Source organism: Streptomyces sp. 3-6, assembly GCF_056323165.1.
The window spans coordinates 46,939-69,012 of record NZ_JBWHZP010000014.1; the positions used below are offsets into that span (position 1 = coordinate 46,939).

Consider the following 22,074-nt stretch of genomic DNA (forward strand, 5'->3'; position numbering starts at 1 on the left):
GGGGCAGGCTCCCTCAGACGTCGCGGCCCCCGGCTCCGGGGCACCGCACGCGTCGCGGACGCGGCCCGGGGGACAGGACATGAGCGTGTCGCCGGGGACGGTCCCGTCAGTCGAAGCGGATGTGCCGGAGCCCCACGCCCGCCTGCCGCAACCGGGTCCGCAGCGGGCCGTCGCGGTGCGGGGTGAGGGTCAGCCCGGCCAGGACGGCGATGCGGTCGGCCGTCCTGGCGACGGAGGTGCGGTCGGTCCACAGGTGCTCGGCGAACTCCGGCCGGGCGAGCCGTTCCAGACAGTGGTCGAGCCGCTGCACCGCCCAGCTCTCCCGGCGCGGCACCCCCGCCCGGCGGCCCGCACCGGGCAGCAGGTGGAACGGCCCCCGCTCCCGCAGCCTGCGCAGCACGGTCGAACGCTCCGCCATCAGCGTGAAGTGCCGTACGTCGTGGCCGAGTTCGCCGAGCCGTCCGACGGTCTCGGCGAAGTACCCGGAGTCGGTGACCGTCATGGGGGCGATCACCACCCCGTCGTGCCGCGTGAGGGCGAGGTCGAGCACCTCCACGACGCCCCGGCGCCAGGCGGCCAGGTCCTGGAAGTCGCCGCGCAGAGCGGGCGGGAGCGTCCGGTTCAGGCCGAACCCGACGTGCTCCGGATCGCAGACCACGCTGCCGGGCAGGCGGCGCCGCAACTCGTACGCGGTCTGTGTCTTGCCGCCCCCGAAGGGGCCGTTGATCCACAGCAGCATGCGCGGCACCCTACCGGCGCCGCACACGCCACCGGGCCGGATCCCCGCCTCCCGCGCCCGCCGTTCCGGCCGGGAACGGGCGCGCTGCTGAGCAGCCGGGGCCGGGCGGTTCAGCCAGTACCGGCCGGATCGGCCAGCGCCGGGCGGCTCAGCCGTGGCCCCCGGCCCGTACCAGGCCCGTCTCGTAGGCGAGGACGACGACCTGGACCCGGTCCCGCAGCCCCAGCTTGGTGAGGATGCGGCCCACATGGGTCTTCACGGTCGCCTCGGAGAGCACCAGCCGGGCCGCGATCTCCCCGTTGGACAGGCCCTGTACGACCAGCACCATGACCTCGCGCTCCCGCTCGGTGAGCCGTTCCAGCGCCGCGTGCCGGGGCTGGTTGCCCGCGCTCGGCAGCATCGGCGCGAACCGGTCCAGGAGCCGCCGGGTGGTGGACGGGGCGACCACCGCGTCGCCGCTGTGGACGGACCGGATGGCGTTGAGGAGTTCGCCCGGCGGGACGTCCTTGAGCATGAAGCCCGAGGCACCGGCCTTCAGACCGGAGAAGGCGTACTCGTCCAGGTCGAAGGTGGTCAGGATGAGCACCTTGGGCGGGTCGGCGTCCATGCAGATCCGCCGGGTCGTCTCCACCCCGTCCAGCTTCGGCATGCGGACGTCCATGAGCACCACGTCCACGGCGGTGGACCGCAGCGCCTCCAGCGCCTCCACGCCGTCGCCCGCCTCCGCCACGACCTCCATGTCCGGCTGGGCGGCGAGCACCATCCGGAACCCGGTGCGCAGCAGCACCTGGTCGTCGACGAGCATCACGCGGATCGTCATCGGTCCCTACTTCCGTACTTCCGTCGTCCGTCGCTGGGGCTGGTCCCCGCCGGTGCGCGACTCGGTCGCCGGCGGGTCGTTGCGGGTGCGGCCGCGGGGGTGCGGCCGGGTCTGCGGAGGCCGGCTGCCGGTTCCGGCGCTCCGTGCGCGGCTGCCGTGCCCGGTGCCGGCGGTGGTCTCCGGCGGTGGTCGTCGACGGCCGGTGCCGGGGGGCCGGGAGCGGGTCGCGGCGGGCGCGGGCTCAGTGCGCGGGTTTGAGGGGCAGCAGGGCGCTGATCCGGAATCCTCCGCCGGGCCGGGGTCCCGCGTCCAGGGTGCCGCCGACCATCCCGACGCGCTCGCGCATCCCGATCAGTCCGTGGCCCTGCCCGTCCAGACCGCCCTCCTCGTACAGCTCGTGGGGGGCGCCCTTGCCGTCGTCCTCCACCAGCAGGCCGAGCCCGTCGTCGAAGTAGACCAGGCGCACACTGGCCCCGGTGTTGGGCCCGCCGTGCTTGCGGGTGTTGGTCAGCGCCTCCTGCACGATGCGGTACGCGGTCAGCTCGACCCCGCTGGGCAGCGGGCGGGGGGTGCCCTCGACCCGGAAGTCCACGGGCAGTCCGGAGCTGCGGCACTCCTCCACCAGGTCCTCTATCTGCCGCACGTCCGGCTGCGGCACGTACTCGCCGGCCTCCTGGTGCTCGCCGGTGCGCAGCACGCCGAGCAGGCGGCGCATCTCGGCGAGCGCCTGCCGGCCGGTGGAGGAGATCGTCTCCAGCGCCTTCCTGGCCTGGTCCGGCGCGGTGTCCAGGACGTAGGCGGCGCCGTCGGCCTGGACCACCATCACCGACACGTTGTGCGCGACGACGTCGTGCAGCTCGCGGGCGATGCGGGCGCGTTCGGCGGCGACCGCGACCTTCGCCTGCGCCTCCCGCTCCTTCTCCAGCCGGGCGGCGCGCTCCTCCAGCTGCGCGAAGTACGCGCGCCGGGTGCGGATGGAGTCGCCCAGCACCCAGGCGAGGGCGAAGGGCACGGTCTGGAAGATCACCAGCGCGATGTTGCCCGCCGTGCTCGTCTCCGGGTTGGGCCAGCGCAGCTGTGCCAGCGGCGCCGCGCACAGACCGGCGGTGAGTGCGAAACGGGACGCCCAGCGGGCCCCGACGGCGGCGACCGTGTAGACGATCACCAGCATGGCGAAGTTCGCCGGCATCGTCGGAACGTCCGTGACCAGCTGGAACGCGCCGACCACGGCCGCGAGGACCAGCATCTGCTCCGGCATCCGGCGCCGCAGCGCGACGACCAGGCTCAGCAGCGCCATGACGAGGACCAGCAGGCCCTCGTGGGCCGGCCTCCGCGCCGGTTCGACGGCTCCGCCCACGACGGAGACCCCGAACAGGACCACGGCCCAGAAACCGTCGACCCAGGTCGGGTGTCTGCGGAGGAAGTCATAGAGACGCTGCACGTGACCCAGCGTAGGGAAGCAGAATGCGTGCATGGGTCAACCGGAGGGCCGATCCCCGGGCGACGGGCATACTCCGCAAGGTGGAGGCCGGGCCGGCGTCCCCGCGTGGACCGGCCCGGTGGCGGACGGGACGACGGACGAGGGAGCGCACGTGGAGGCCGCGGCACAGGCGGACCCGGGCACGGACGGGCAGGACCCGCGGGGCCGGCAGAACCCGCGGGGCCGGCAGGACCTGCGGGGCTGGCGGGCGGCGGCGCAGGAGGCGCTGTACGGGCCGGACGGCTTCTACCGGCGCCCCGAGGGACCGGCGGGACACTTCCGCACCTCGGTGCACGCCTCCCCGCTGTTCGCGCGGGCGGTGGCCCGGCTGCTGTGCCGGGTCGACGAGGCCCTGGGGCGCCCCGGGGTGCTCGACTTCGTCGACCTGGGCGCCGGGCGCGGCGAACTGGTCACCGGGGTGCTCGCCGCGCTGCCCGCCGGGGTCGCGGACCGCACCCGCGCGCACGCCATCGAGATCGCCGCCCGCCCCGCCGGTCTGGACGAGCGGATCGTCTGGCGGGCCGAGCCGCCGCCCGGGATCACGGGGCTGCTGTTCGCCAACGAGTGGCTGGACAACGTGCCGCTGGACGTCGCCGAGGTGGACGGTGACGGCGTCCCGCGGCTGGTCCTGGTCGCCGAGGACGGCACGGAGCGGCTCGGGCCGCCGGTCACCGGGGCCCAGGCACGGTGGCTCGCCCGGTGGTGGCCGCTGGGCCACAGCGCGGGTCCCGCCGGGGCGGAGGGAGCCTCCCCGTCGCCCGCCGGGACGGAAGGGGCCTCCGCCGTCGGGGCGGAGAAGGCGTCGGCGTCGCCCCCCGGCAGGGCGGGCGCGCCGGGCCCGGCGGCGGCGGAGGAGGGGTTGCGCGCCGAGATCGGGCTGCCCCGGGACCGGGCGTGGGCGTCGGCGGTCCGCACGGTCGCGCGCGGGCTGGCCGTGGCCGTCGACTACGGCCACACCCTCGGCACCCGGCCGCCGTTCGGCACGCTCACCGGGTTCCGGGAGGGGCGGGAGACGGCCCCGGTGCCGGACGGCTCCTGCGACCTCACCGCGCACGTCGCCCTGGACGCGTGCGCGGCGGCCGTCCCCGGCCCGGGCGGGCGCCTGCTCACCCAGCGGGAGGCCCTGCGCGTCCTGGGCCTGTCGGCCGGACGCCCGCCGCTCGCCCTCGCCTCCACCGACCCCGCGGGCTACGTGCGCGCCCTCGCGGGCGCGGGTCAGGCCGCGGAACTGCTCGCACCGGACGGGCTCGGCGCCTTCGGCTGGCTGGTGCACCCGGTGGACGTCCCGGACGTCCTCGCGGCCTGAGACACCGGCCGCCCGGACGCCTCCGGCCCGCTCGCTCACGGAGAGGGGCGGGGGACGCGGGCGGCTACTTGTCGATGTCCCCCACCACGAAGAACATCGACCCCAGGATCGCCACCATGTCCGAGACGAGGGTGCCCGGCAGCAGCTCGGTGAGCGCCTGGATGTTGTTGTACGACGCCGAGCGCAGCTTCAGCCGGTACGGCGTCTTCTCCCCCTTGCTGACCAGGTAGTAGCCGTTGATGCCGAGCGGGTTCTCGGTCCAGGCGTAGGTGTGTCCCTCGGGCGCCTTCAGGACCTTGGGGAGCCGCTGGTTCACCGGCCCCGGCGGGAGCTCCGCCAGCCGGTCGAGGCAGGCGTCGGCGAGGTCGAGGGCGTTGTAGGTCTGCTCCAGGAGGCACTCGAAGCGGGCCAGGCAGTCGCCCTCCTCGCGCGTCACCACCTTCAGGACGTCGCCCAGGTCGCCGTAGGCGAGGTAGGGCTCGTCGCGGCGCAGGTCGAAGTCGACGCCGGAGGCGCGGGCGATCGGCCCGCTCACCCCGTAGGCGTGCACGGCCTCGGGCGACAGCACGCCCACGTCGCGGGTGCGGCCCCGGAAGATCTCGTTGCCGAGGACCAGGTCGTCGAAGCGGCCCATGCGCGAGCGCACGTCGGCGACGGCAGCCCGCGCGCGCGTGGTCCAGCCGGCCGGCAGGTCCTCCTTGAGGCCGCCCACCCGGTTGAACATGTAGTGCATCCGCCCGCCGGAGACCTCCTCCATGACGTGCTGGAGCTCCTCCCGCTCCCGGAACGCGTAGAAGATCGGCGTGATGCCGCCGAGCTCCAGCGGGTAGGAGCCGAGGAACATCAGGTGGTTGAGCACCCGGTTCAGCTCGGCCAGCAGCGTGCGCAGCCACACCGCGCGCTCGGGGACCTCCATGCCCAGCATGCGCTCGACGGCGAGCACCACGCCCAGCTCGTTGGAGAACGCCGACAGCCAGTCGTGGCGGTTGGCGAGCACGATGATCTGACGGTAGTCCCGCGCCTCGAACAGCTTCTCCGCACCCCGGTGCATGTAACCGATCACCGGCTCGGCACAGGAGATGAGTTCACCGTCCAGGACCAGCCGCAGACGCAGCACACCGTGCGTCGACGGGTGCTGGGGCCCGATGTTCAGCACCATGTCGGTGCTCTCCGCGGCGCCGCCGATACCGACCATGGTCTCCGTGGTGGGCGTCATGGTCCCAGTCTCCCCTACGTACGCTGGCTGCATGGAGACGGGGAGCCCCCACGATCGGGGGACGACGGGTACGACGGCGGACGCGCACGCGGTGACCGCGGACGCCCACGGCACGGACGGCACCGAGCCCACCGACCGCACCGACGGCCCGGGCGGCACCGGGGCGCACGCGGCGGCCCCGGCCACCGGGGCCGCTGCGGCCGGCACGGCTGGTTCCGGTACGGCCGACGCCGGTACGCCTGGCGCCGCTACGGCTGCGGCCGACGCGGGCGCGGCGCACGCGATCGGCCCCGATGGCGAGGCAGCGACGGAGGCCGGGACCGGAACCGGGACCGGCGCCGAGGCAGGGACCACGGTCGACGCCGAGTGGATCGCGCTGCCGCCCGGACTGCTCCGGGTGCGGCGGCTGTTGCTGGTGGTGTGGCTGGGGCTGCTGACCCTGGCCACCGGGCTCGTCCCGGGCCTGCTGGCCGGCCCCGGCTGGGCCGCCTTCGCGGTGCTGCCACTGGCCCTGCTGGTGTGGGGGTGGGTGATGCTGAAGCGCAACTGGCGTTCCTGGCGGTACGCCGAGCGCTCCGACGACCTGCTGATCAGCCGGGGTGTCCTGTGGCGGCAGGAGACGGTCGTGCCCTACGGCCGGATGCAACTCGTCGAGGTCACCTCCGGCCCGCTGGAACGGCACTTCGGCCTCGCCAGCGTGCAGCTCCACACCGCCGCGGCGGCCACCGACGCGACCATCCCCGGCCTCGACCCGGCCGAGGCGGAGCGGCTGCGCGACCGGCTCACCGAGCTGGGCGAGGCACGATCGGCGGGACTGTGACCGCCCCCGACGTCCAGCGGGACGTGACCGGACGGCGCCCGGTGATCGAGCGGCGGCTGCACCCCGTCACGCCGCTCCGGCGGGCCTGGGCACCCGTCGCCGTGCTCATCGGCTGGGCGGTGCACGACCCCGACCAGGCACAGCGCCAGCTCACCCGGCTGACCACCGGCACCCTGCTCGTCGGCCTCGCCGTGCTGCTGCCGGCCGCCGCCCTCTACGGCTTCCTGAGCTGGTGGTTCACCCACTTCGCGGTGACCGACAGCGAGTTGCGCATCCGCACCGGGCTGCTGTTCCGCCGCACCGCGCACATCCGGCTGGAGCGGGTCCAGGCCATCGACGTCACCCAGCCGCTGCTCGCCCGCGTGGTCGGCGTGGCGAAACTGAAACTGGACGTCATCGGCACCGACGAGAAGGACGAACTCGCCTTCCTGGGCGCCGGTCAGGCCCGCGCCCTGCGCGCCGAACTGCTCGCCCGCGCGGCCGGTTTCGCCCCGGAGACCGCGCACGAGGTCGGTGAGGCACCGTCCCGGCAGCTGCTGCGGGTGCCGCCGGGCGTGCTCGCCGTCTCCCTGCTGCTGACCGGCGCGACCTGGGGCTGGCTGATCGCCGCCGTGGTCGTGGTGCCCCTGCTGTGGATGGCCACCCACAGCCTGTGGACGGTCCTCGCCGCCGCCCTGCCGCTGTTCGGCGCGGCGGGCGCGAGCAGCGTCGGCCGGTTCGTCACCGAGTACGACTGGACGCTGGGCGAGTCGCCCGACGGGCTGCGCATCGACCACGGTCTGCTGGACCGGGCCCACGAGACGGTGCCGCCGGGGCGGGTGCAGACCGTACGGATCGTGGAACCCCTGCTGTGGCGGCGGCGGGGCTGGGTCCGGGTCGAGCTCGACGTGGCCGGCTCCTCCAACTCCCTGCTGCTGCCGGTCGCGCCGCGCGAGCTGGCCGAGTCGGTCGTCGCCCGCGTGCTGCCCGGCGTGCGGGTGCCGCCGCCGTCGGCGCTGTCCCGGCCGCCGCGCCGCGCCCGGTGGTGCCTGCCGGTGTGGTGGCGCGGCCACGGACTCGCCGTGACCGACACGGTGTTCGTGGCCCGCCGCGGCCTGCTGCGGCGCAGCACCGCCCTGGTGCCGCACGCGAAGGTGCAGAGCGTGCGGCTGGTCCAGGGCCCGTGGCAGCGCGTGCACGGTGTCGCCGACGTCCATGTGGACAACGGGGCGAACAGGTCGGTGCCGGCGCGCCTGCGGGACGCCGACGAGGCTGCCGCGCTGCTGCGGGCGCAGGCCGAACGCTCCCGCACGGGCCGCCGCGACGCCCGCCCGGACCGCTGGATGGCCGGGGCCGCGCAGGAGCGGTGACATCCGTGACGGCCCCCTGCCGCCCTCCCTGCCGACGGCGGGGGCCGACGCGGCCACGAGGTGGTCACGGACCCGAAGCCGTCCCGGACCTGAGGCTGTGACGACGTCCCGGACCTGAGGACGTGACGAGCCCGAGGCCGTCGCAGGCAGAGGGCCGTCTCGCGCGAGTGGCGGTCACGGACGGGGGGCGTCGCGGACACGGATCGTCGCCCGCCAGGAAGCCGACGCGGACATGAGGAAGGGTCCCGCACACCGTGGTGTGCGGGACCCTTTCCGTCCTGCGTCGCGATGGGCGACGTGCGATGTCCGGGACGTCCGGTGACGACGTGACGCGGCGCGTCTGCCGCCGGTCAGGACACCGCGCTGCGCAGGCCCTCGACGTCGATGTGCTCCGTCTCGTCGTGCTCCGTCAAGTCGATGACCTGTCCGACGGCGCGGGCCTCGTCGCCGGCCGCTTTGAATCCGGCTTCCGCCTCCGCCTTGTGCAGCGCGAGCGCCTCCGGCCCGACGACGTCGGCCAGGTCCTCGTTCTGCACGTCCTCCAGGGCGGTTTCCTCCGCGCCCTTCTTGGTGCCGAAGAAGTCGAACCCGTCCCCGGAGACCGGGCGCCGGACCGGCACCGTCGGAGGGACGACCGCGACCGCCGTGGGCACCGTGAAGTGCCCCGAGGGCTGCCGCGCGGACGGGGATCCGGACGGGGCCGGGGAGTCGGCGGGACCGGTCGGCGGGGTGGGGGCGGCGGTCGCCCGGTCGTGCTCGGCGGCCGCCACGGGCTTCCCCTCCGCGTCGTCCTCCCGCGGTTCCTGGGGCCTGGGCCGCGCGGCGCCTTCGGGGCCGTCGTCCCGGGGGGAGCCGCCCCGCTTGCGGAAACCGTTCCCCGTGAGCCCTGTCCGGAGCGTGCGGGGCGTCACTCCGCCCGGCCCGGCCTGCCCGCCCTGCGCGGGGCCCGGCGCTCCCTCGGCCGCCGTGGCGGCCCGTCCGGGCTTCTCCCCGGCGTGCGCGTCGGGGTGCGTGTCACCGGGCTGCTCGGCCGTACCGCCGGCGGAGGTGTCCTCCGCCCCGGCGCCGAGCGGGCCGTGCGTGTCACCGTCCGCGACGGCGTCCGGCTCGGTGCCCGCTCCCTCGGCGACCGTGTTGTCCACGCCCGTCTTCTCTGCGTCCGTCCCGGGCTCGGCGTCCGTGTCGGCGTCCGTGACCGCTGCCGCTCGCTCCTTCTCGAAGCGCGCCAGAGCCGCCCCGGCGCGCAGGAACAGCCGGGAGCCCTCCGGGGAGAACAGCGGGGACGCGGTGGCCTCCTCGGCCACCCGGGCGTCGTCCCCGGCCCGCGGACCGGGCACGGTCTGCGTGGGCGCCCCGGCGTCCGCCGCCTCCGGCGCCCCGGCCGTTCCGGTCTGCTCGGCGCCCTCGGGGCCGGCCGCCTGCGACGCGCCCGCGGGCAGCGCCCGGGCGGGCACCGCGGCCTCGATCTCCAGGACCCGGCGGTCCTCCAGGACACTCGCCCGGTCCGCCTCCGCCGCCGCGTAGCGGCGCAGCAGGGCCGCGTGCTCGTTGCGCAGGCCGGCCAGCTCCGCGCGCTTGGCCCGCAGCCGCTGCTCCAGCTTGACGCGCAGCTCGCGCGACTCCTCCAGGTCGGACTCCAGTTCGGCGGTCCGTTCCTCGTAGCGCCACTCGTCGCTCGCCCGCGCGCGCGTCAGCTCGGCGACGCGCTTGCCCGCCTGGGCGTCCCAGCGCCTCATGACGACCGCACCGGCGATCGCCGTCGCCGCCGCGACCGCGGCCAGCAGGCGCAGTGCGGTCGGTTGCGTGAACACCCATGGCCCCAGGGCGCAGACGAGCGAAACGCCTGCGATCGCCGACGGGGGCAGCAGCCTGTGCAAGGGCGGTGAATGGCGGTGACGTCCACGTGGCATGGCCAGAAACTTACCGCGCGTAGGGGAATGATGGGCCCCCGCCCCGTAAAAACAAAGCGATGACAAGGGTTTCACAGGGCGTCGGAGAACTCGGGCCGGCCGTGAATGGGCACAACTCCCGGAATTCGCCCCGAGATCGTTCCCCCGGACCACCCCGGCGGCCCCCTCTCCGGCCCCGCTTCCCGCGCCCTTCCGGGGCGGACGGACCACGGGCGGCGCGCGTTTCCGGGCCGGCGCGGTGTTCGTCCGCCCCTTTACCGCGCGCCGCCGGCCCGATTTACGAGGCCTTCGCCAAGGGGCCTCTTGCCGCGCACGGAGCGCGCGCCCGCTCACCGGGCGGCCAAGCGCCCGCTCATCCACTCCAGGGTCGGCGGAATCTCCCGCCGCCAGGTGTTGAAGTTGTGTCCGCCGCTTTCCAGGATGATCGAGGAGACACGCGTCCGGCGGGTGTCCTTCACCCGCTCGACGAAGCGGAGCGTGTCCCGGTAGTTGGACTCGCCCGACTCGCTGCTGGAGACGAGCAGCGACGTGTCGGCGGCCGGCCCGTGCCGGAGGTACCACCACAGGTTCGCGTGGTTCTCGCGCTCCACGTCGCCGTGGAAGAGGTCCCCCGTCGTGGCGTCGACGGGCGCCTCGTAGTACGCCGACAGCCCCGCCCCGGCACCGAACACCTCCGGGTGGTGCAGGGCGAGTTTGAGGGCGCAGTAGCCGCCCGTGGAGTTGCCGACCACGCCCCAGGCGCCCCGGCCGCCGGTCACCCGGTAGTGCGCGCCGACGGCCTCGGGCAGGTCCCGGGCGAAGAACGTCTCGGTCCGCGGCCCGTCCGGGACGTCCACGCACTCGGTGTCCCGGGGCGGCGCCACCGTGGGCCGCAGCATGACCAGGATCATCGGCTCCATCCGGCCCCGGGCGGCCAGGTCCCGTGCGGTGCGCGGATAGTGCAGCTTGTCCACCAGCGCCCGCGCGGTGCCCGGATAGCCGGTGAGCACCACCGCCGCGCGGAACCGGTGGGTGCGGTACTCGGGCCGGTGGTACTCCGGGGGCAGATACACGTACGCGGGTGAGGCGATGCGGCTGGTCCGGCCCACCACCCGCACCTCCTCGACGGTTCCGCCGGCCGCACGGGCCCCGGGCGCACCGGCCAGGCGCTCGCTGCCGACGACCTCCAGCGGGGCGCCGCCCGCTCCCCCGCCCGTCGCGTGGTCGACGACGACGCCCTGGTCCTTCTCCCGGCCGAACAGGTCGTCCCAGCTCGCGTAGAAGCCGAAGGACCGGTTCGCCGCGAGGCCGGCCGCGGCGAACAGGGCCAGCTGCACGGCGAGCAGTAGGCCCACCCGTCCGCACACCGCCCACGGGCCGCGCCGGGCCAGCCGCGGCCACAGCCGGACGGTGCCGACGAACAGCAGGACGGCGACCGACACCGCCGCCCACAGCACCTTGTCGCTCGTCAGACCCATCGGGGACACCTGCCTGCACTCGTGGCCGGGACCGCCGGCAGCCGTCCCCCACCGTGCGTCAGGAGGGCGGCGCCGACCGGTCGTCGGCCGGGGAAGCGGTTCGTGCGGGCGGAGTGGACCCGGAGTGAACCTCCCCGCCCGAGACACCGTCCTAGAGGGCGCAATGTCGCCGGATGCCCGAATCGGGACCGGATCCAGAGTCTCTCGCAGAACCACGGGATGCGATGTCTGTCAGGACAGATGAGGAAATGTCGGGCGAGGTTCCGCGCCCCGGGGGCCGCGGGGACGGTACGGACCACCGTGCGGACCAGGAGCCCGGTACGAACCGCCGTCCGGGCCAGGAGCCGGGCACGAACCGCCGTGCGGACCCGGGTCCCCGGGCGGACCGTACGGCCCAGGATCCCCGGGCGGACCGTACAACCCAGGAGCCCGGGGCGGGTCCCGCCGGCCCGGCCCGGTCGCCGCGCCGCACGCGCCTCGTGGGCGCCGTGCGGCGGACGGCGGGCACCGCGCGCCGCCTGCTGCGGGGGCCGCGCCCGGAGGCCGTTCCCCTCCTGGTCGGCCGCGCGTGCGCCCTGGTCGGCCTCCTGGACGTCGCGGCGGGCGTCTTCCCCCGCTTCCGGCACAGCCGCATGCACGCCCTCGCGGAGGTGCTGCCGGGCGCCCTCGGCCCGTTCGCCGCCGCGCTCGCCCTCAGCGTGGGCGTGCTGTTGCTGCTGCTCGCCCACGGGCTCAAGCGGGGCAAGCGCCGCGCCTGGCGCGCCGCCGTCGCCCTGCTGCCGGCCGGCGCGGTCGCGCAGTTCGCCTACCGCCACTCCGTCCTGGGCGTCGTCCTCTCCCTCGCGCTGCTCGCGGTCCTGCTGCGCCACCGCGCCCAGTTCGCCGCGCTGCCCGACCCGCGCAGCAGATGGCGGGCGCTCGCCAACTTCGTGCTGATGGGCACCGGTTCGCTGCTGCTGGGCCTGGTCGTCGTCAACGCCCACCCCCGCCTGCTGGTCGGCGACCCGAGTCTCGCCGACCGCCTCACCCACGTCGTGTACGGCCTGTTCGGCTTCGAGGGCCCCCTCGACTACCGGGGCGACACGTCCTGGACGGTCGCCTTCTCCCTCGGCGCCCTCGGCCTGCTCACCGCCGTCACCACGCTCCACCTCGCCTTCCGTCCCGAGCGTCCGGCCGCCCGCCTCACCGAGGACGACGAGGAACGGCTGCGCGCCCTGCTCGCCCGGCACGGCGGGCGCGACTCCCTCGGCCACTTCGCGCTGCGCCGCGACAAGGCCGTGGTCTTCTCCCCGAGCGGCAAGGCGGCGGTCACCTATCGCGTGGTGTGCGGGGTGATGCTCGCCAGCGGCGACCCGATCGGTGACGTGGAGGCGTGGCCCGGCGCGATCGAGCGCTTCATGGACGAGGCGAGGGCCCACTCCTGGACGCCCGCCGTCATGGGCTGCTCGGAGACCGGCGGCCACGTCTGGACCCGGGAGACCGGCCTCGACGCCCTCGAACTCGGCGACGAGGCGGTGGTGGACGTCAAGGATTTCTCCCTGGCCGGCCGCGCGATGCGCAACGTGCGCCAGATGGTCAAGCGCATCGAGCGCGCCGGTTACGAGACCCGGGTCCGGCGCGTGGGTGACCTCGGGGACGCCGAGCTGGACCGCATCCGCCGCGCCGCCGACGCCTGGCGCGGCACCGACACCGAGCGCGGCTTCTCCATGGCCCTCGGCCGGGTCGGCGACCCGGCGGACGGCGACTGCCTGGTCGCCACCGCGCACAAGGCGGACGACGACGCCGGCGGCGGCGCCGGCTCACCGGGCGGACACGGCGACCTCAAAGCGGTCCTGCACTTCGTGCCTTGGGGCGCCGACGGCGTCTCCCTCGACCTGATGCGCCGGGACCGCTCGGCCGACCCCGGCATGAACGAGATGCTGATCGTGGCCGCGCTCCAGGCCGCGCCGGCCCTCGGCATCACGCGCGTCTCCCTCAACTTCGCGATGTTCCGGGCCGCCCTGGCCCGGGGCGAGCGGATCGGCGCGGGCCCGGTGCTGCGCGCCTGGCGGGGGCTGCTGATCTTCCTCTCCCGCTGGTTCCAGATCGAGTCCCTGTACAAGTTCAACGCCAAGTTCCGGCCCCGCTGGGAACCCCGGTTCGTGGTGTACCGGGCCCCGGGCGACCTGCCCCGCATCGGCGTCGCCGCCCTCCAGGCGGAAGGTTTCCTCGACCTGTCGCTGCCCCTGCCGCGCGCCGTGCGCCGCCGCAGACCCGCCCCGCTCCCCTGCGTCCACCGGACCCCCGAGCACACCCCGGCCACCGCGGACACCGCCGTCCGCGCCGCCTGACCGGCCGACGGTCCCGTCCCCCGCCCCGGGGCGGCACCCCGGCCCGCCACCGCACCCGCCCGCCGCCGCCCCGCCCGGGCGCGCACCGCTCCCCGCCGCGCGCCCGGTCCGGGCCCGGGCGGAAGCCGCCCCGCCGCACGGTTTCCGCCCGGGCCACACCCTCCCCGCGCTCTCCCGAGCCCCCGCCCTGGGCCTACGCTGACCATATGAGCAATCGCAGCGGACGCCCTCACGTCGCGGGACTTCCACACTGGGACCGCTGTGCGGTCATGGGAGTCGTCAACGTGACGCCCGACTCCTTCTCCGACGGCGGCCGCTGGTTCGACACGAGCACCGCCGTCAAGCACGGCCTCGACCTGGTCGCCCAGGGTGCCGACCTCATCGACGTCGGCGGCGAGTCCACCCGCCCCGGCGCCACCCGGGTCGACGAGACCGAGGAACTGCGCCGGGTCATCCCCGTGGTCCGCGGCCTCGCCTCGGAGGGCGTCACGGTCTCCGTCGACACCATGCGCGCCTCCGTCGCCGAGCGGTCCCTCGCCGCCGGAGCCGCCCTCGTCAACGACGTCAGCGGCGGCCTCGCCGACCCCGCCATGATCCCGGTGGTCGCCGACTCCGGCGCCCCCTTCGTCGTCATGCACTGGCGCGGCCTGCTGGAGGGCGCCAACGTGCGGGGCACCTACGACGACGTGGTCACCGAGGTCGTCGACGAACTGCGGGCGCGCGTCGCGGCCGTCCTGGAGGGCGGCATCGCCGCCGACCGCGTGATCGTCGACCCGGGCCTCGGCTTCTCCAAGGGCGCCGACCACGACCTGGCCCTGCTGGCCCGCCTGGACCGCGTCCTCGCCCTCGGGCACCCGCTGCTCGTCGCCGCGTCCCGCAAGCGGTTCCTCGGCCACATCCTCGCCGGACCCGACGGCGCGCCACCGCCCGCCCGGGAGCGGGACGCGGCCACCGCCGCCGTCTCCGCCCTCGCCGCGCAGGCCGGCGCCTGGGCGGTCCGGGTCCACGAGGTGCGCGCCACCGCCGACGCCGTGCGCGTCGCCCACGCCGTCGCCCGGGCGCACACCCCCGACGCCGCCCCGGCCGGCGCGCACGGCGCAGAAGGCACCCGGTGAGCGCACCCCACACCGACGTCGAGCAGGTGGAGGCCGCCAACACCGCCTATTACGAGGCGGTCGAACGGGGCGACTTCGAAGCGGTGGCCTCGCTCTGGCTCACCCCGGCCGACCTCGGCGTCGACGAGAGCTACCACGACCCCGCCGACAGCGGCGTCGTCTCCTGCGTGCACCCCGGCTGGCCGGTGCTCACCGGACGCGCCGAGGTCCTGCGCTCCTACGCCCTGATCATGGCGAACACCGACTACATCCAGTTCTTCCTCACCGACGTGCACGTCTCCGTCACCGGCGACACCGCCGTGGTGACCTGTACCGAGAACATCCTCAGCGGCGGTCCGGCCCCCGCCGCCGGGGAGGAGCTGGGCCCGCTCGTCGGCCAGCTCGTCGTCGCCTCGAACGTCTTCCGGCGCACCCCGGCCGGCTGGAAGCTCTGGGCGCACCACGCCTCCCCGGTGCTCGCCGAGGCCGAGGACGACGACGAGGGCGAGGGCGACGACACCCCCGCGTGAACGGGCCGACGCCCCGGCGTGAACAGGCCGACGGCCCCGCGCCGACCGTTCGACGGGCTGCGTGAACGGGCCGACACCCGGCGTGAAGGTCCGACGCGCCCCGCGCCGACCGTCCGACGCCCCGCCCGAACGGGCCGATGCCCGACGGCCGGGGCGCGCCGCGCCGCTCCGACCGGACACCCGGCGAGCACGGCAGGGCACGAGCACAGGCACAAGCACAGGCAGGGCACGAGCACAGGCACAGGCACAGGCACAGGCACAGGCACAGGCAGGACACCCGCACGGCCGGACACGTGGCGGGAATCACGACGGCGCGACGCCGACGGCCCGCGGCCCGGTGAGGCCGGGCCCTCCGCTGGGCAAACGCCGGGTGAGCCCTCCCCGCACCCGGCGGGGAGCGCCCCCCGGCAGCCGGGGCCGGCCCGGCCCCGCGGGTAGATTCGACCGAGGCCGGCGTGCCGTCCGCACGCGACACCACCGGCCGGACCGACGACTGCAGGAGTGATTCGCGTGGATCGTGTCGCGCTGCGCGGCCTGAGGGCCCGTGGGCACCACGGTGTGTTCCCCGAGGAACGCGAGCAGGGCCAGACCTTCGTCGTGGACCTCGTCCTCGGGCTGGACACCCGGCCGGCCGCGGCCGACGACGACCTGACGAAGACCGTGCACTACGGCGTCGTGGCGGAGGAGGTCGTGGCCGTCGTCCGGGGCGAGCCCGTCGACCTCGTCGAGACCCTCGCCGAGCGGATCGCCCAGGTCTGCCTGAAGCACGAGGTGGTACGGGAGGTCGATGTCTGCGTCCACAAGCCGGAGGCGCCGATCACCGTGCCCTTCGACGACGTGACCGTCACCATCAACCGGAGCCGCGCATGACCAGGCCGTCCAGCACCGGCCACACCGACCCGACCGTCCAGCCCGTCCCGGCCTCCGTGGTCGAACGGGTCGACGCCGCCGACACCACCCTGCAGAACCCGAAGCAGGCCGTGGTGTCCCTCGGCGCCAACCTGGGCAACCGCCTGGAGACCCTCCAGGGCGCCGTCGACGCGCTGGAGGACACCCCCGGCATCCGGGTCAAGGCCGTCTCCCCCGTGTACGAGACGCAGCCGTGGGGCGTCGAGCCGGGCAGCCAGCCCGCCTACTTCAACGCGGTCGTCGTCCTGCGGACCACGCTGCCGCCGTCCTCGCTGCTGGAGCGGGCGCACGCCGTCGAGGAGGCCTTCCACCGGGTCCGCGACGAGCGCTGGGGCCCGCGCACCCTGGACGTCGACATCGTCGCCTACGCGGACCGGCTCTCCGACGACCCGGTGCTCACCCTGCCCCACCCGCGGGCCCACGAGCGCGCCTTCGTCCTCGCCCCCTGGCACGACGTCGACCCCCACGCGGAGCTTCCCGGGCGCGGCCCGGTGACGGCCCTGCTCGACGCGGTGACCCGCGAGGGCGTGACACCGCGCACGGACCTGGAACTCCGGCTGCCCGAGTAGCCGTTAAGGTCGACAGGACCCGTTCCGGGGCACCACCGGGCAGATCGAAGGGACACCGTGAGAGAGCTGCGCATCAGGGTGCTGGCCGGCGTGTTCGTCGTCGCCGGCATCCTGTCCTGGGCGGGCGCCCGCCTGTGGAACTCCTTCGGGACCCTGCCGAGCGTGCCGGTAGCCGCCCCCATCGTCCTGGCCCTGATCGCCGTGGTCCTCGCGGCCACGGCGCTCTCCCTCCGGTCCCGCCTGATCGCCCAGCGCGAGCGCCGTCCCGACGCCAAGGGCGTCGACCCGATGATGGCGGCCCGGGCCGTGGTGTTCGGCCAGGCCAGCGCCCTGGTCGCCGCGCTCGTCGCGGGGATGTACGGGGGGACGGGCGTCTTCCTGCTGGAGTACCTCGACGTCCCGGCCCGCCGGGACCAGGCCATCTACGCCGGGGCCTCGGTCCTGGCGGGCATCGGCGTGATAGCGGCCGCCCTCTTCCTGGAGCGCGTCTGCAAGCTGCCGGAGGACGACGAGGACAACGGCGGCCCGGGAGCCGCCCCGGCCGCCTGACCCCTCGTCGCAGCGGCCCCAGGGCCACCGGGCACCCCGCGCCGGACCATGCACCACCCGACGGCGCGGCCCGCACCGGTGTCACAGAACGCAACGGGACGGGCCGGTCCCACGCTCCGCGCGCTGCCCGGTGGTGCCGCGTGGGCGCCCTGGCGAGGTCAGAGCCGGCCAGGACGCCCGGACCTCACCCACCGGCAGCGCGTGCGCCGCGCCCGGCCCGTCCGGGCCTTCCTCAGCGCGCCATGATCAGGCTCATCGCCTCGTTGCGGGTGGCGGGATCACGCAGTTGCCCCCGCACGGCCGAGGTGATGGTCTTCGCCCCCGGCTTCCGCACTCCCCGCATCGACATGCACATGTGCTCGCACTCGACGACGACGATCACTCCACGCGGCTCCAGGATCTCCATCAGGGAATCGGCGACCTGGGTGGTGAGTCGTTCCTGCACCTGCGGGCGCCGCGCGTAGACGTCCACCAGACGAGCCAGCTTCGACAGGCCCGTGATCTTGCCGTCGGCCGACGGGATGTACCCGACGTGGGCGACTCCGACGAACGGCACCAGATGGTGTTCGCAGCTGCTGAGCACCTCGATGTCCTTGACCAGCACCATCTCGTCGTGACCGAGGTCGAAGGTGGTCGTCAGCACGTCCTCGGGCTTCTGCCGCAGCCCCGCGAATATCTCTTTGTAGGACCGCGCCACCCGTGCCGGGGTCTCCCGCAGCCCCTCCCGGTCGGGGTCCTCGCCGACCGCGATCAACAGCTCGCGGATCGCGTTCTCGGCTCGCTTCTCGTCGAACTCGCCGATCGGGGACTCGGGGCCCAGCGTCACGGGGTCGGTCATGGAGTGCCTCGTTCCTGTGCTTGCACGCGCGCCGGGCACGCGTCTCAACTGCGGGTACGCACAACACCGCGCCCCCCAGGCTAGAACCTGGGGGGCGCGGCATCCATTCCGGGCCCGGCGGGAGCCGCCGGGGAGCGGGTCAGCTCTCGGGGCGTTCCTCGGGGGTCCGCTCCGTCGCCGGGGCGGGCTCCGCCACGGTGCTCTTGGCCGTGGAGATGGCCGGCGTGGCGCCGTTCGCCCCGTTCGTCAGGGCCAGCTCCTTGGGGGAGAGGACCGGCGGACGGGTGGACGGCGTACGACGGGAGGAACCGGTCCAGGCGGGCCGGGGCGGGCGCTTGACGATGGGGGCGAAGATCTCGGCGATCTCCTCCTTGCCCAGCGTCTCCCGCTCCAGCAGGGCCAGCACCAGATTGTCGAGGACGTCGCGGTTCTCGACCAGGATCTCCCAGGCCTCGTTGTGCGCGGCCTCGATGAGCTTCTTGACCTCTTCGTCGACCAGCGCGGCGACCTCTTCCGAGTAGTCGCGCTGGTGATTCATCTCACGGCCGAGGAAGGGCTCGGTGTTGTCGCCGCCGAACTTGATCGCACCCAGGCGCTCGGTCATGCCGTACTGCGTGACCATCGCGCGGGCCAGACCGGTGGCCTTCTCGATGTCGTTGGCGGCACCCGTGGTCGGGTCGTGGAAGACCAGCTCCTCGGCCGCGCGGCCGCCCAGCATGTACGCCAGCTGGTCCAGCATCTCGTTGCGCGTGGTGGAGTACTTGTCCTCGTCCGGCAGCACCATCGTGTAGCCCAGGGCCCGGCCTCTGGAGAGGATGGTGATCTTGTGGACCGGATCGGAGTTGGGTGAGGCCGCCGCGACCAGGGCGTGTCCACCCTCGTGGTACGCGGTGATCTTCTTCTCCTTGTCCGACATGATCCGGGTCCGCTTCTGCGGGCCCGCGACCACCCGGTCGATCGCCTCGTCCAGCATGTGGTTGTCGATCAGCTTCTGATCGCTGCGGGCGGTCAGCAGCGCCGCCTCGTTGAGCACGTTCGCCAGGTCGGCGCCGGTCATGCCGGGGGTCCGGCGGGCGACGGCCGACAGGTCGACGTCCGGGGCGACCGGCTTGCCCTTCTGGTGGACCTTGAGGATCTCCAGACGGCCCTGCATGTCCGGGCGGTCGACCGCGATCTGCCGGTCGAAACGGCCGGGGCGCAGCAGCGCCGGGTCGAGGATGTCCGGGCGGTTCGTGGCGGCGATGAGGATCACGCCGCCCTTGACGTCGAAGCCGTCCATCTCGACGAGCAGCTGGTTCAGGGTCTGCTCGCGCTCGTCGTGCCCGCCGCCGAGGCCGGCGCCGCGGTGGCGGCCGACCGCGTCGATCTCGTCGACGAAGACGATCGCCGGGGCGTTGGCCTTGGCCTGCTCGAACAGGTCACGGACCCGGGAGGCACCGACACCGACGAACATCTCGACGAAGTCGGAACCCGAGATCGAGTAGAAGGGGACGCCCGCCTCGCCCGCGACGGCCCGCGCGAGCAGGGTCTTGCCCGTACCGGGCGGACCGTAGAGCAGGACGCCCTTGGGGATCTTGGCGCCGACGGCCTGGAACTTCGCCGGTTCCTGCAGGAACTCCTTGATCTCGTGGAGCTCCTCCACGGCCTCCTCGGAGCCCGCGACGTCGGAGAACGTCGTCTTCGGGGTGTCCTTGGTGATGAGCTTCGCCTTGGACTTGCCGAAGTTCATGACGCGGGAGCCGCCGCCCTGCATCTGATTCATCAGGAACAGGAAGACGACCACGATGAGGACGAAGGGCAGCAGCGACAGCAGAATGCTGACGAAGGGGTTCTGCTTCGACGGCGAGACCGTGTAGCCCTTCGGGATCTGCTTGTTCTGGAACTTGTCCTGCAGCGTGTTGGCGATGGTGACGCCCTGGTCACCGATGTAGCTCGCCTGGATCTTCGAGCTGCCCTTGATCTCGACGCCGTCCTTGAGCTCGGCCTTGATGGTCTGCTCGTCGCCCGTCGTCAGCTTGACCTGTTCGACCTTGTTCTCGTTGATCGCCTGGACGACCTGGCCCGTGTCCACCGTCTTGTAGCCGCCGGACGAACCGACGACCTGCATCAACACGACCACGGCAAGGACGGCCAGCACGATCCACATGACCGGCCCACGGAAGTATCGCTTCACGTCCATCCATACGGAGCGGTGCCGCCCCGTCCCTCCTGCCATAGTGAGTTTGATAAAGACTGTTCTTCGGACGGTACCCCAGCATTGTCCCCCGAAGCTGCGCGGGACGGCTGACAAACGCGTCTACGCATGCTCCAACGGCGCGGACACCGCCGGGGTTCCCGATCTTCGGTACGGCAACCCGCTCCGGGCGGTTCAGCCGCCGTAGACGTGGGGCGCGAGCGTACCGACGAACGGGAGGTTGCGGTACTTCTCGGCATAGTCGAGGCCGTATCCGACGACGAATTCGTTGGGGATGTCGAATCCCACCCATTCGACGTCGATGGCGACCTTGGCGGCCTCGGGCTTGCGCAGCAGCGTGCACACCTTGAGGGAGGCGGGCTCGCGCGAGCCGAGGTTGGAGATCAGCCAGGACAGCGTCAGCCCGGAGTCGATGATGTCCTCGACGATCAGGACATGCCGGCCCTTGATGTCGGTGTCCAGGTCCTTCAGGATCCGCACCACGCCGGAGGACTGGGTGCCCGCCCCGTACGAGGACACGGCCATCCAGTCCATGGTGACGGGGGTGGACAGCGCCCGGGCGAGGTCGGCCATGACCATGACCGCGCCCTTGAGGACGCCGACGATCAGCAGGTCCTTCCCCGCGTACTCCGCGTCGATCTTCGCCGCCAGTTCCGTCAGCTTGGCGTCGATCTCTTCCTTGCTGAGGAGCACCTTCTCGAGGTCGGCACCCATGTCTTTCGCGTCCACCCGCATCACTTTCGGTCGTCCCAGCGGCTGCTTCTCACCGTCGGCGGCGCTGCCGGGGGGAGGGATTCAGCCTTGCCGAATCACCAGTCTGCCACCCTGCCGGGTGGCGACGACCCGGCCGGGGAGGTTGATGGCTCCCTGGCCGCGCCAGCCGGTGATGAGCCGGTCGACCTCCTCGATGTGCCGCGCGAACAGCGATCCGGCCGGCGCGCCCGCCTCGATCGCGGCCCGGCGCAGCACGCGGCGGCGCACGGCGGGCGGCAGGGCGTGCAGTCCGGCGCACTCCAGGCGGCCCTCGGGGTCGCGCACGCCGTCCTCGGCGCGGGAGGCCCAGGCGTCGAGGGCGTCGGCGTCGTCGCGGGAGAGCTGGGCCGTCCGGGCGAGGGCCTCGACGACGCCCTTGCCGAGCGCCTTCTCCAGCGCGGGCAGGCCCTCGTGGCGCAGCCGGGAGCGGGTGTAGGCGGGGTCGGCGTTGTGCGGGTCGTCCCAGACCGGCAGGGACTGGACCATGCAGGCCCGGCGGGCGGTCTGCCGGTCGAGCTGGAGGAAGGGGCGGCGGTAGCGGCCGTCGGCCCCCGAGACCGCGGCCATACCGGACAGGGAGCGGATGCCGGAGCCCCGGGCGAGGCCCAGCAGGACGGTCTCGGCCTGGTCGTCGCGGGTGTGGCCGAGCAGGACGGCGGTGGCGCCGTGCCGTTCGGCGGCGGCGTCGAGGGCGGCGTAGCGCGCGTCGCGGGCGGCGGCTTCGGGTCCGCCGTCGCGGCCGACGCGCACGGCGACCGACTCGGCGGGGTCGAGGCCGAGTTCGCGCATCCTCAGGACGACCTCGGCGGCGCGCCGGTCGGAGCCGTCCTGCAGGCCGTGGTCGACGGTGATGCCGCCGGCGCGGACGCCGAGGCGGGGGGCTTCGAAGACGAGGGCGGAGGCGAGGGCCATGGAGTCGGCCCCGCCGGAGCAGGCCACCAGGACGAGGGGGGCGTCCGAGGCCGGGGGCGCGGAGGCGGACGAGGCCGCCGGGGCAGAAGAAGAGGACGAGGAAGACGAGGAGGAAGAGGCGGCCGAGGAGGCCGGGGCGGGCGCGGGCGCGGGCCGGCCGGAGGCGCCGTGTTCGGCGAGGATGTCGTTCAGGACGTGGCGGACCGCCAGGCGTATCGCCGCGACCGCAGGATGGGGACCCATGTCCGGTTCCCTTCAGGAAGGTTCGGGGGTGATCCCCGAGATCGGTCACTCAGAGT

At 74.1% G+C, this 22,074-nt stretch carries 19 protein-coding genes; 9 read left to right on the forward strand and 10 right to left on the reverse strand.

Going from position 1 to position 22,074, the window contains the following annotated elements:
* Positions 1–106 precede the first annotated feature (106 nt).
* From AC02VZ_RS18800 to AC02VZ_RS18810, 3 genes are all read right to left on the reverse strand, one after another.
* Positions 107–739: an AAA family ATPase gene (locus AC02VZ_RS18800; protein ID WP_476475916.1), complete on the reverse strand. Its 633-nt coding sequence runs from the start codon at positions 737–739 to the stop codon at positions 107–109.
* Positions 740–887: 148 nt separating this feature from the next.
* Complete coding sequence (locus tag AC02VZ_RS18805; RefSeq protein ID WP_476475917.1) at positions 888–1,559, reverse strand: response regulator; 672 nt, start codon at positions 1,557–1,559, stop codon at positions 888–890.
* Positions 1,560–1,800: 241 nt separating this feature from the next.
* Complete coding sequence (locus AC02VZ_RS18810; protein ID WP_432054472.1) at positions 1,801–3,000, reverse strand: sensor histidine kinase; 1,200 nt, start codon at positions 2,998–3,000, stop codon at positions 1,801–1,803.
* A 151-nt stretch (positions 3,001–3,151) separates the two neighbouring features.
* Between AC02VZ_RS18810 and AC02VZ_RS18815 the strand changes: the two genes are divergently transcribed.
* Positions 3,152–4,345 carry an SAM-dependent methyltransferase gene (locus AC02VZ_RS18815; protein ID WP_432054473.1) on the forward strand — a complete coding sequence of 398 codons (1,194 nt, stop codon included), beginning with the start codon at positions 3,152–3,154 and terminating at the stop codon, positions 4,343–4,345.
* A gap of 64 nt (positions 4,346–4,409) precedes the next feature.
* On the opposite strand, the gene AC02VZ_RS18820 is transcribed toward AC02VZ_RS18815, so the two are convergent.
* The gene (locus AC02VZ_RS18820) at positions 4,410–5,561 is read right to left on the reverse strand and encodes an NADH-quinone oxidoreductase subunit D (protein ID WP_432054474.1); all 1,152 of its coding nucleotides are present in this window, start codon (positions 5,559–5,561) and stop codon (positions 4,410–4,412) included.
* A 283-nt stretch (positions 5,562–5,844) separates the two neighbouring features.
* Here AC02VZ_RS18820 and AC02VZ_RS18825 point away from each other — a divergent pair, with 283 nt between their 5' ends.
* The gene (locus AC02VZ_RS18825) at positions 5,845–6,381 is read left to right on the forward strand and encodes a PH domain-containing protein (protein ID WP_432054600.1); all 537 of its coding nucleotides are present in this window, start codon (positions 5,845–5,847) and stop codon (positions 6,379–6,381) included.
* Positions 6,378–7,730 (forward strand): PH domain-containing protein, encoded by a 1,353-nt coding sequence (locus tag AC02VZ_RS18830; protein WP_432054475.1) that lies wholly within the window; start codon positions 6,378–6,380, stop codon positions 7,728–7,730. Before AC02VZ_RS18825 ends, AC02VZ_RS18830 begins: the two co-directional genes overlap by 4 nt.
* Positions 7,731–8,080: 350 nt before the next feature.
* On the opposite strand, the gene AC02VZ_RS18835 is transcribed toward AC02VZ_RS18830, so the two are convergent.
* Both AC02VZ_RS18835 and AC02VZ_RS18840 read right to left on the reverse strand, forming a co-directional pair.
* Complete coding sequence (locus AC02VZ_RS18835; RefSeq protein ID WP_432054476.1) at positions 8,081–9,640, reverse strand: hypothetical protein; 1,560 nt, start codon at positions 9,638–9,640, stop codon at positions 8,081–8,083.
* Positions 9,641–9,969: 329 nt separating this feature from the next.
* Positions 9,970–11,097 carry an alpha/beta hydrolase gene (locus AC02VZ_RS18840; RefSeq protein ID WP_432054477.1) on the reverse strand — a complete coding sequence of 376 codons (1,128 nt, stop codon included), beginning with the start codon at positions 11,095–11,097 and terminating at the stop codon, positions 9,970–9,972.
* A gap of 479 nt (positions 11,098–11,576) precedes the next feature.
* Between AC02VZ_RS18840 and AC02VZ_RS18845 the strand changes: the two genes are divergently transcribed.
* From AC02VZ_RS18845 to AC02VZ_RS18870, 6 genes are all read left to right on the forward strand, one after another.
* A complete protein-coding gene (locus AC02VZ_RS18845) occupies positions 11,577–13,427 on the forward strand; it encodes a phosphatidylglycerol lysyltransferase domain-containing protein (RefSeq protein ID WP_432054478.1) in 1,851 nt (616 codons plus the stop codon).
* 206 nt (positions 13,428–13,633) lie between these two features.
* Positions 13,634–14,542: a dihydropteroate synthase gene (gene folP / locus AC02VZ_RS18850; RefSeq protein WP_432054479.1), complete on the forward strand. Its 909-nt coding sequence runs from the start codon at positions 13,634–13,636 to the stop codon at positions 14,540–14,542.
* Positions 14,539–15,051, forward strand: coding sequence for a nuclear transport factor 2 family protein (locus tag AC02VZ_RS18855; protein ID WP_432054480.1), 513 nt, complete (start codon positions 14,539–14,541; stop codon positions 15,049–15,051). Before folP ends, AC02VZ_RS18855 begins: the two co-directional genes overlap by 4 nt.
* Before the next feature lie 510 nt (positions 15,052–15,561).
* On the forward strand, positions 15,562–15,921 hold the full coding sequence (folB, locus tag AC02VZ_RS18860) for a dihydroneopterin aldolase (RefSeq protein WP_432054481.1): 360 nt from the start codon (positions 15,562–15,564) through the stop codon (positions 15,919–15,921).
* On the forward strand, positions 15,918–16,529 hold the full coding sequence (folK, locus tag AC02VZ_RS18865) for a 2-amino-4-hydroxy-6-hydroxymethyldihydropteridine diphosphokinase (protein ID WP_432054482.1): 612 nt from the start codon (positions 15,918–15,920) through the stop codon (positions 16,527–16,529). The genes folB and folK overlap by 4 nt, the downstream gene beginning before the upstream one ends.
* 57 nt (positions 16,530–16,586) lie before the next feature.
* Entirely contained in the window at positions 16,587–17,078 is a 492-nt protein-coding gene (locus AC02VZ_RS18870; protein ID WP_432054483.1) for a DUF3180 domain-containing protein, read from the forward strand.
* A gap of 232 nt (positions 17,079–17,310) precedes the next feature.
* On the opposite strand, the gene folE is transcribed toward AC02VZ_RS18870, so the two are convergent.
* From folE to tilS, 4 genes are all read right to left on the reverse strand, one after another.
* The gene (folE, locus tag AC02VZ_RS18875) at positions 17,311–17,916 is read right to left on the reverse strand and encodes a GTP cyclohydrolase I FolE (protein ID WP_432054484.1); all 606 of its coding nucleotides are present in this window, start codon (positions 17,914–17,916) and stop codon (positions 17,311–17,313) included.
* A 139-nt stretch (positions 17,917–18,055) separates the two neighbouring features.
* The gene (gene ftsH, locus AC02VZ_RS18880) at positions 18,056–20,095 is read right to left on the reverse strand and encodes an ATP-dependent zinc metalloprotease FtsH (RefSeq protein WP_432054485.1); all 2,040 of its coding nucleotides are present in this window, start codon (positions 20,093–20,095) and stop codon (positions 18,056–18,058) included.
* A 189-nt stretch (positions 20,096–20,284) separates the two neighbouring features.
* Complete coding sequence (gene hpt / locus AC02VZ_RS18885) at positions 20,285–20,845, reverse strand: hypoxanthine phosphoribosyltransferase (RefSeq protein WP_164351310.1); 561 nt, start codon at positions 20,843–20,845, stop codon at positions 20,285–20,287.
* 60 nt (positions 20,846–20,905) lie between these two features.
* Complete coding sequence (gene tilS, locus AC02VZ_RS18890) at positions 20,906–22,018, reverse strand: tRNA lysidine(34) synthetase TilS (protein ID WP_476475918.1); 1,113 nt, start codon at positions 22,016–22,018, stop codon at positions 20,906–20,908.
* Positions 22,019–22,074: the final 56 nt, after the last annotated feature.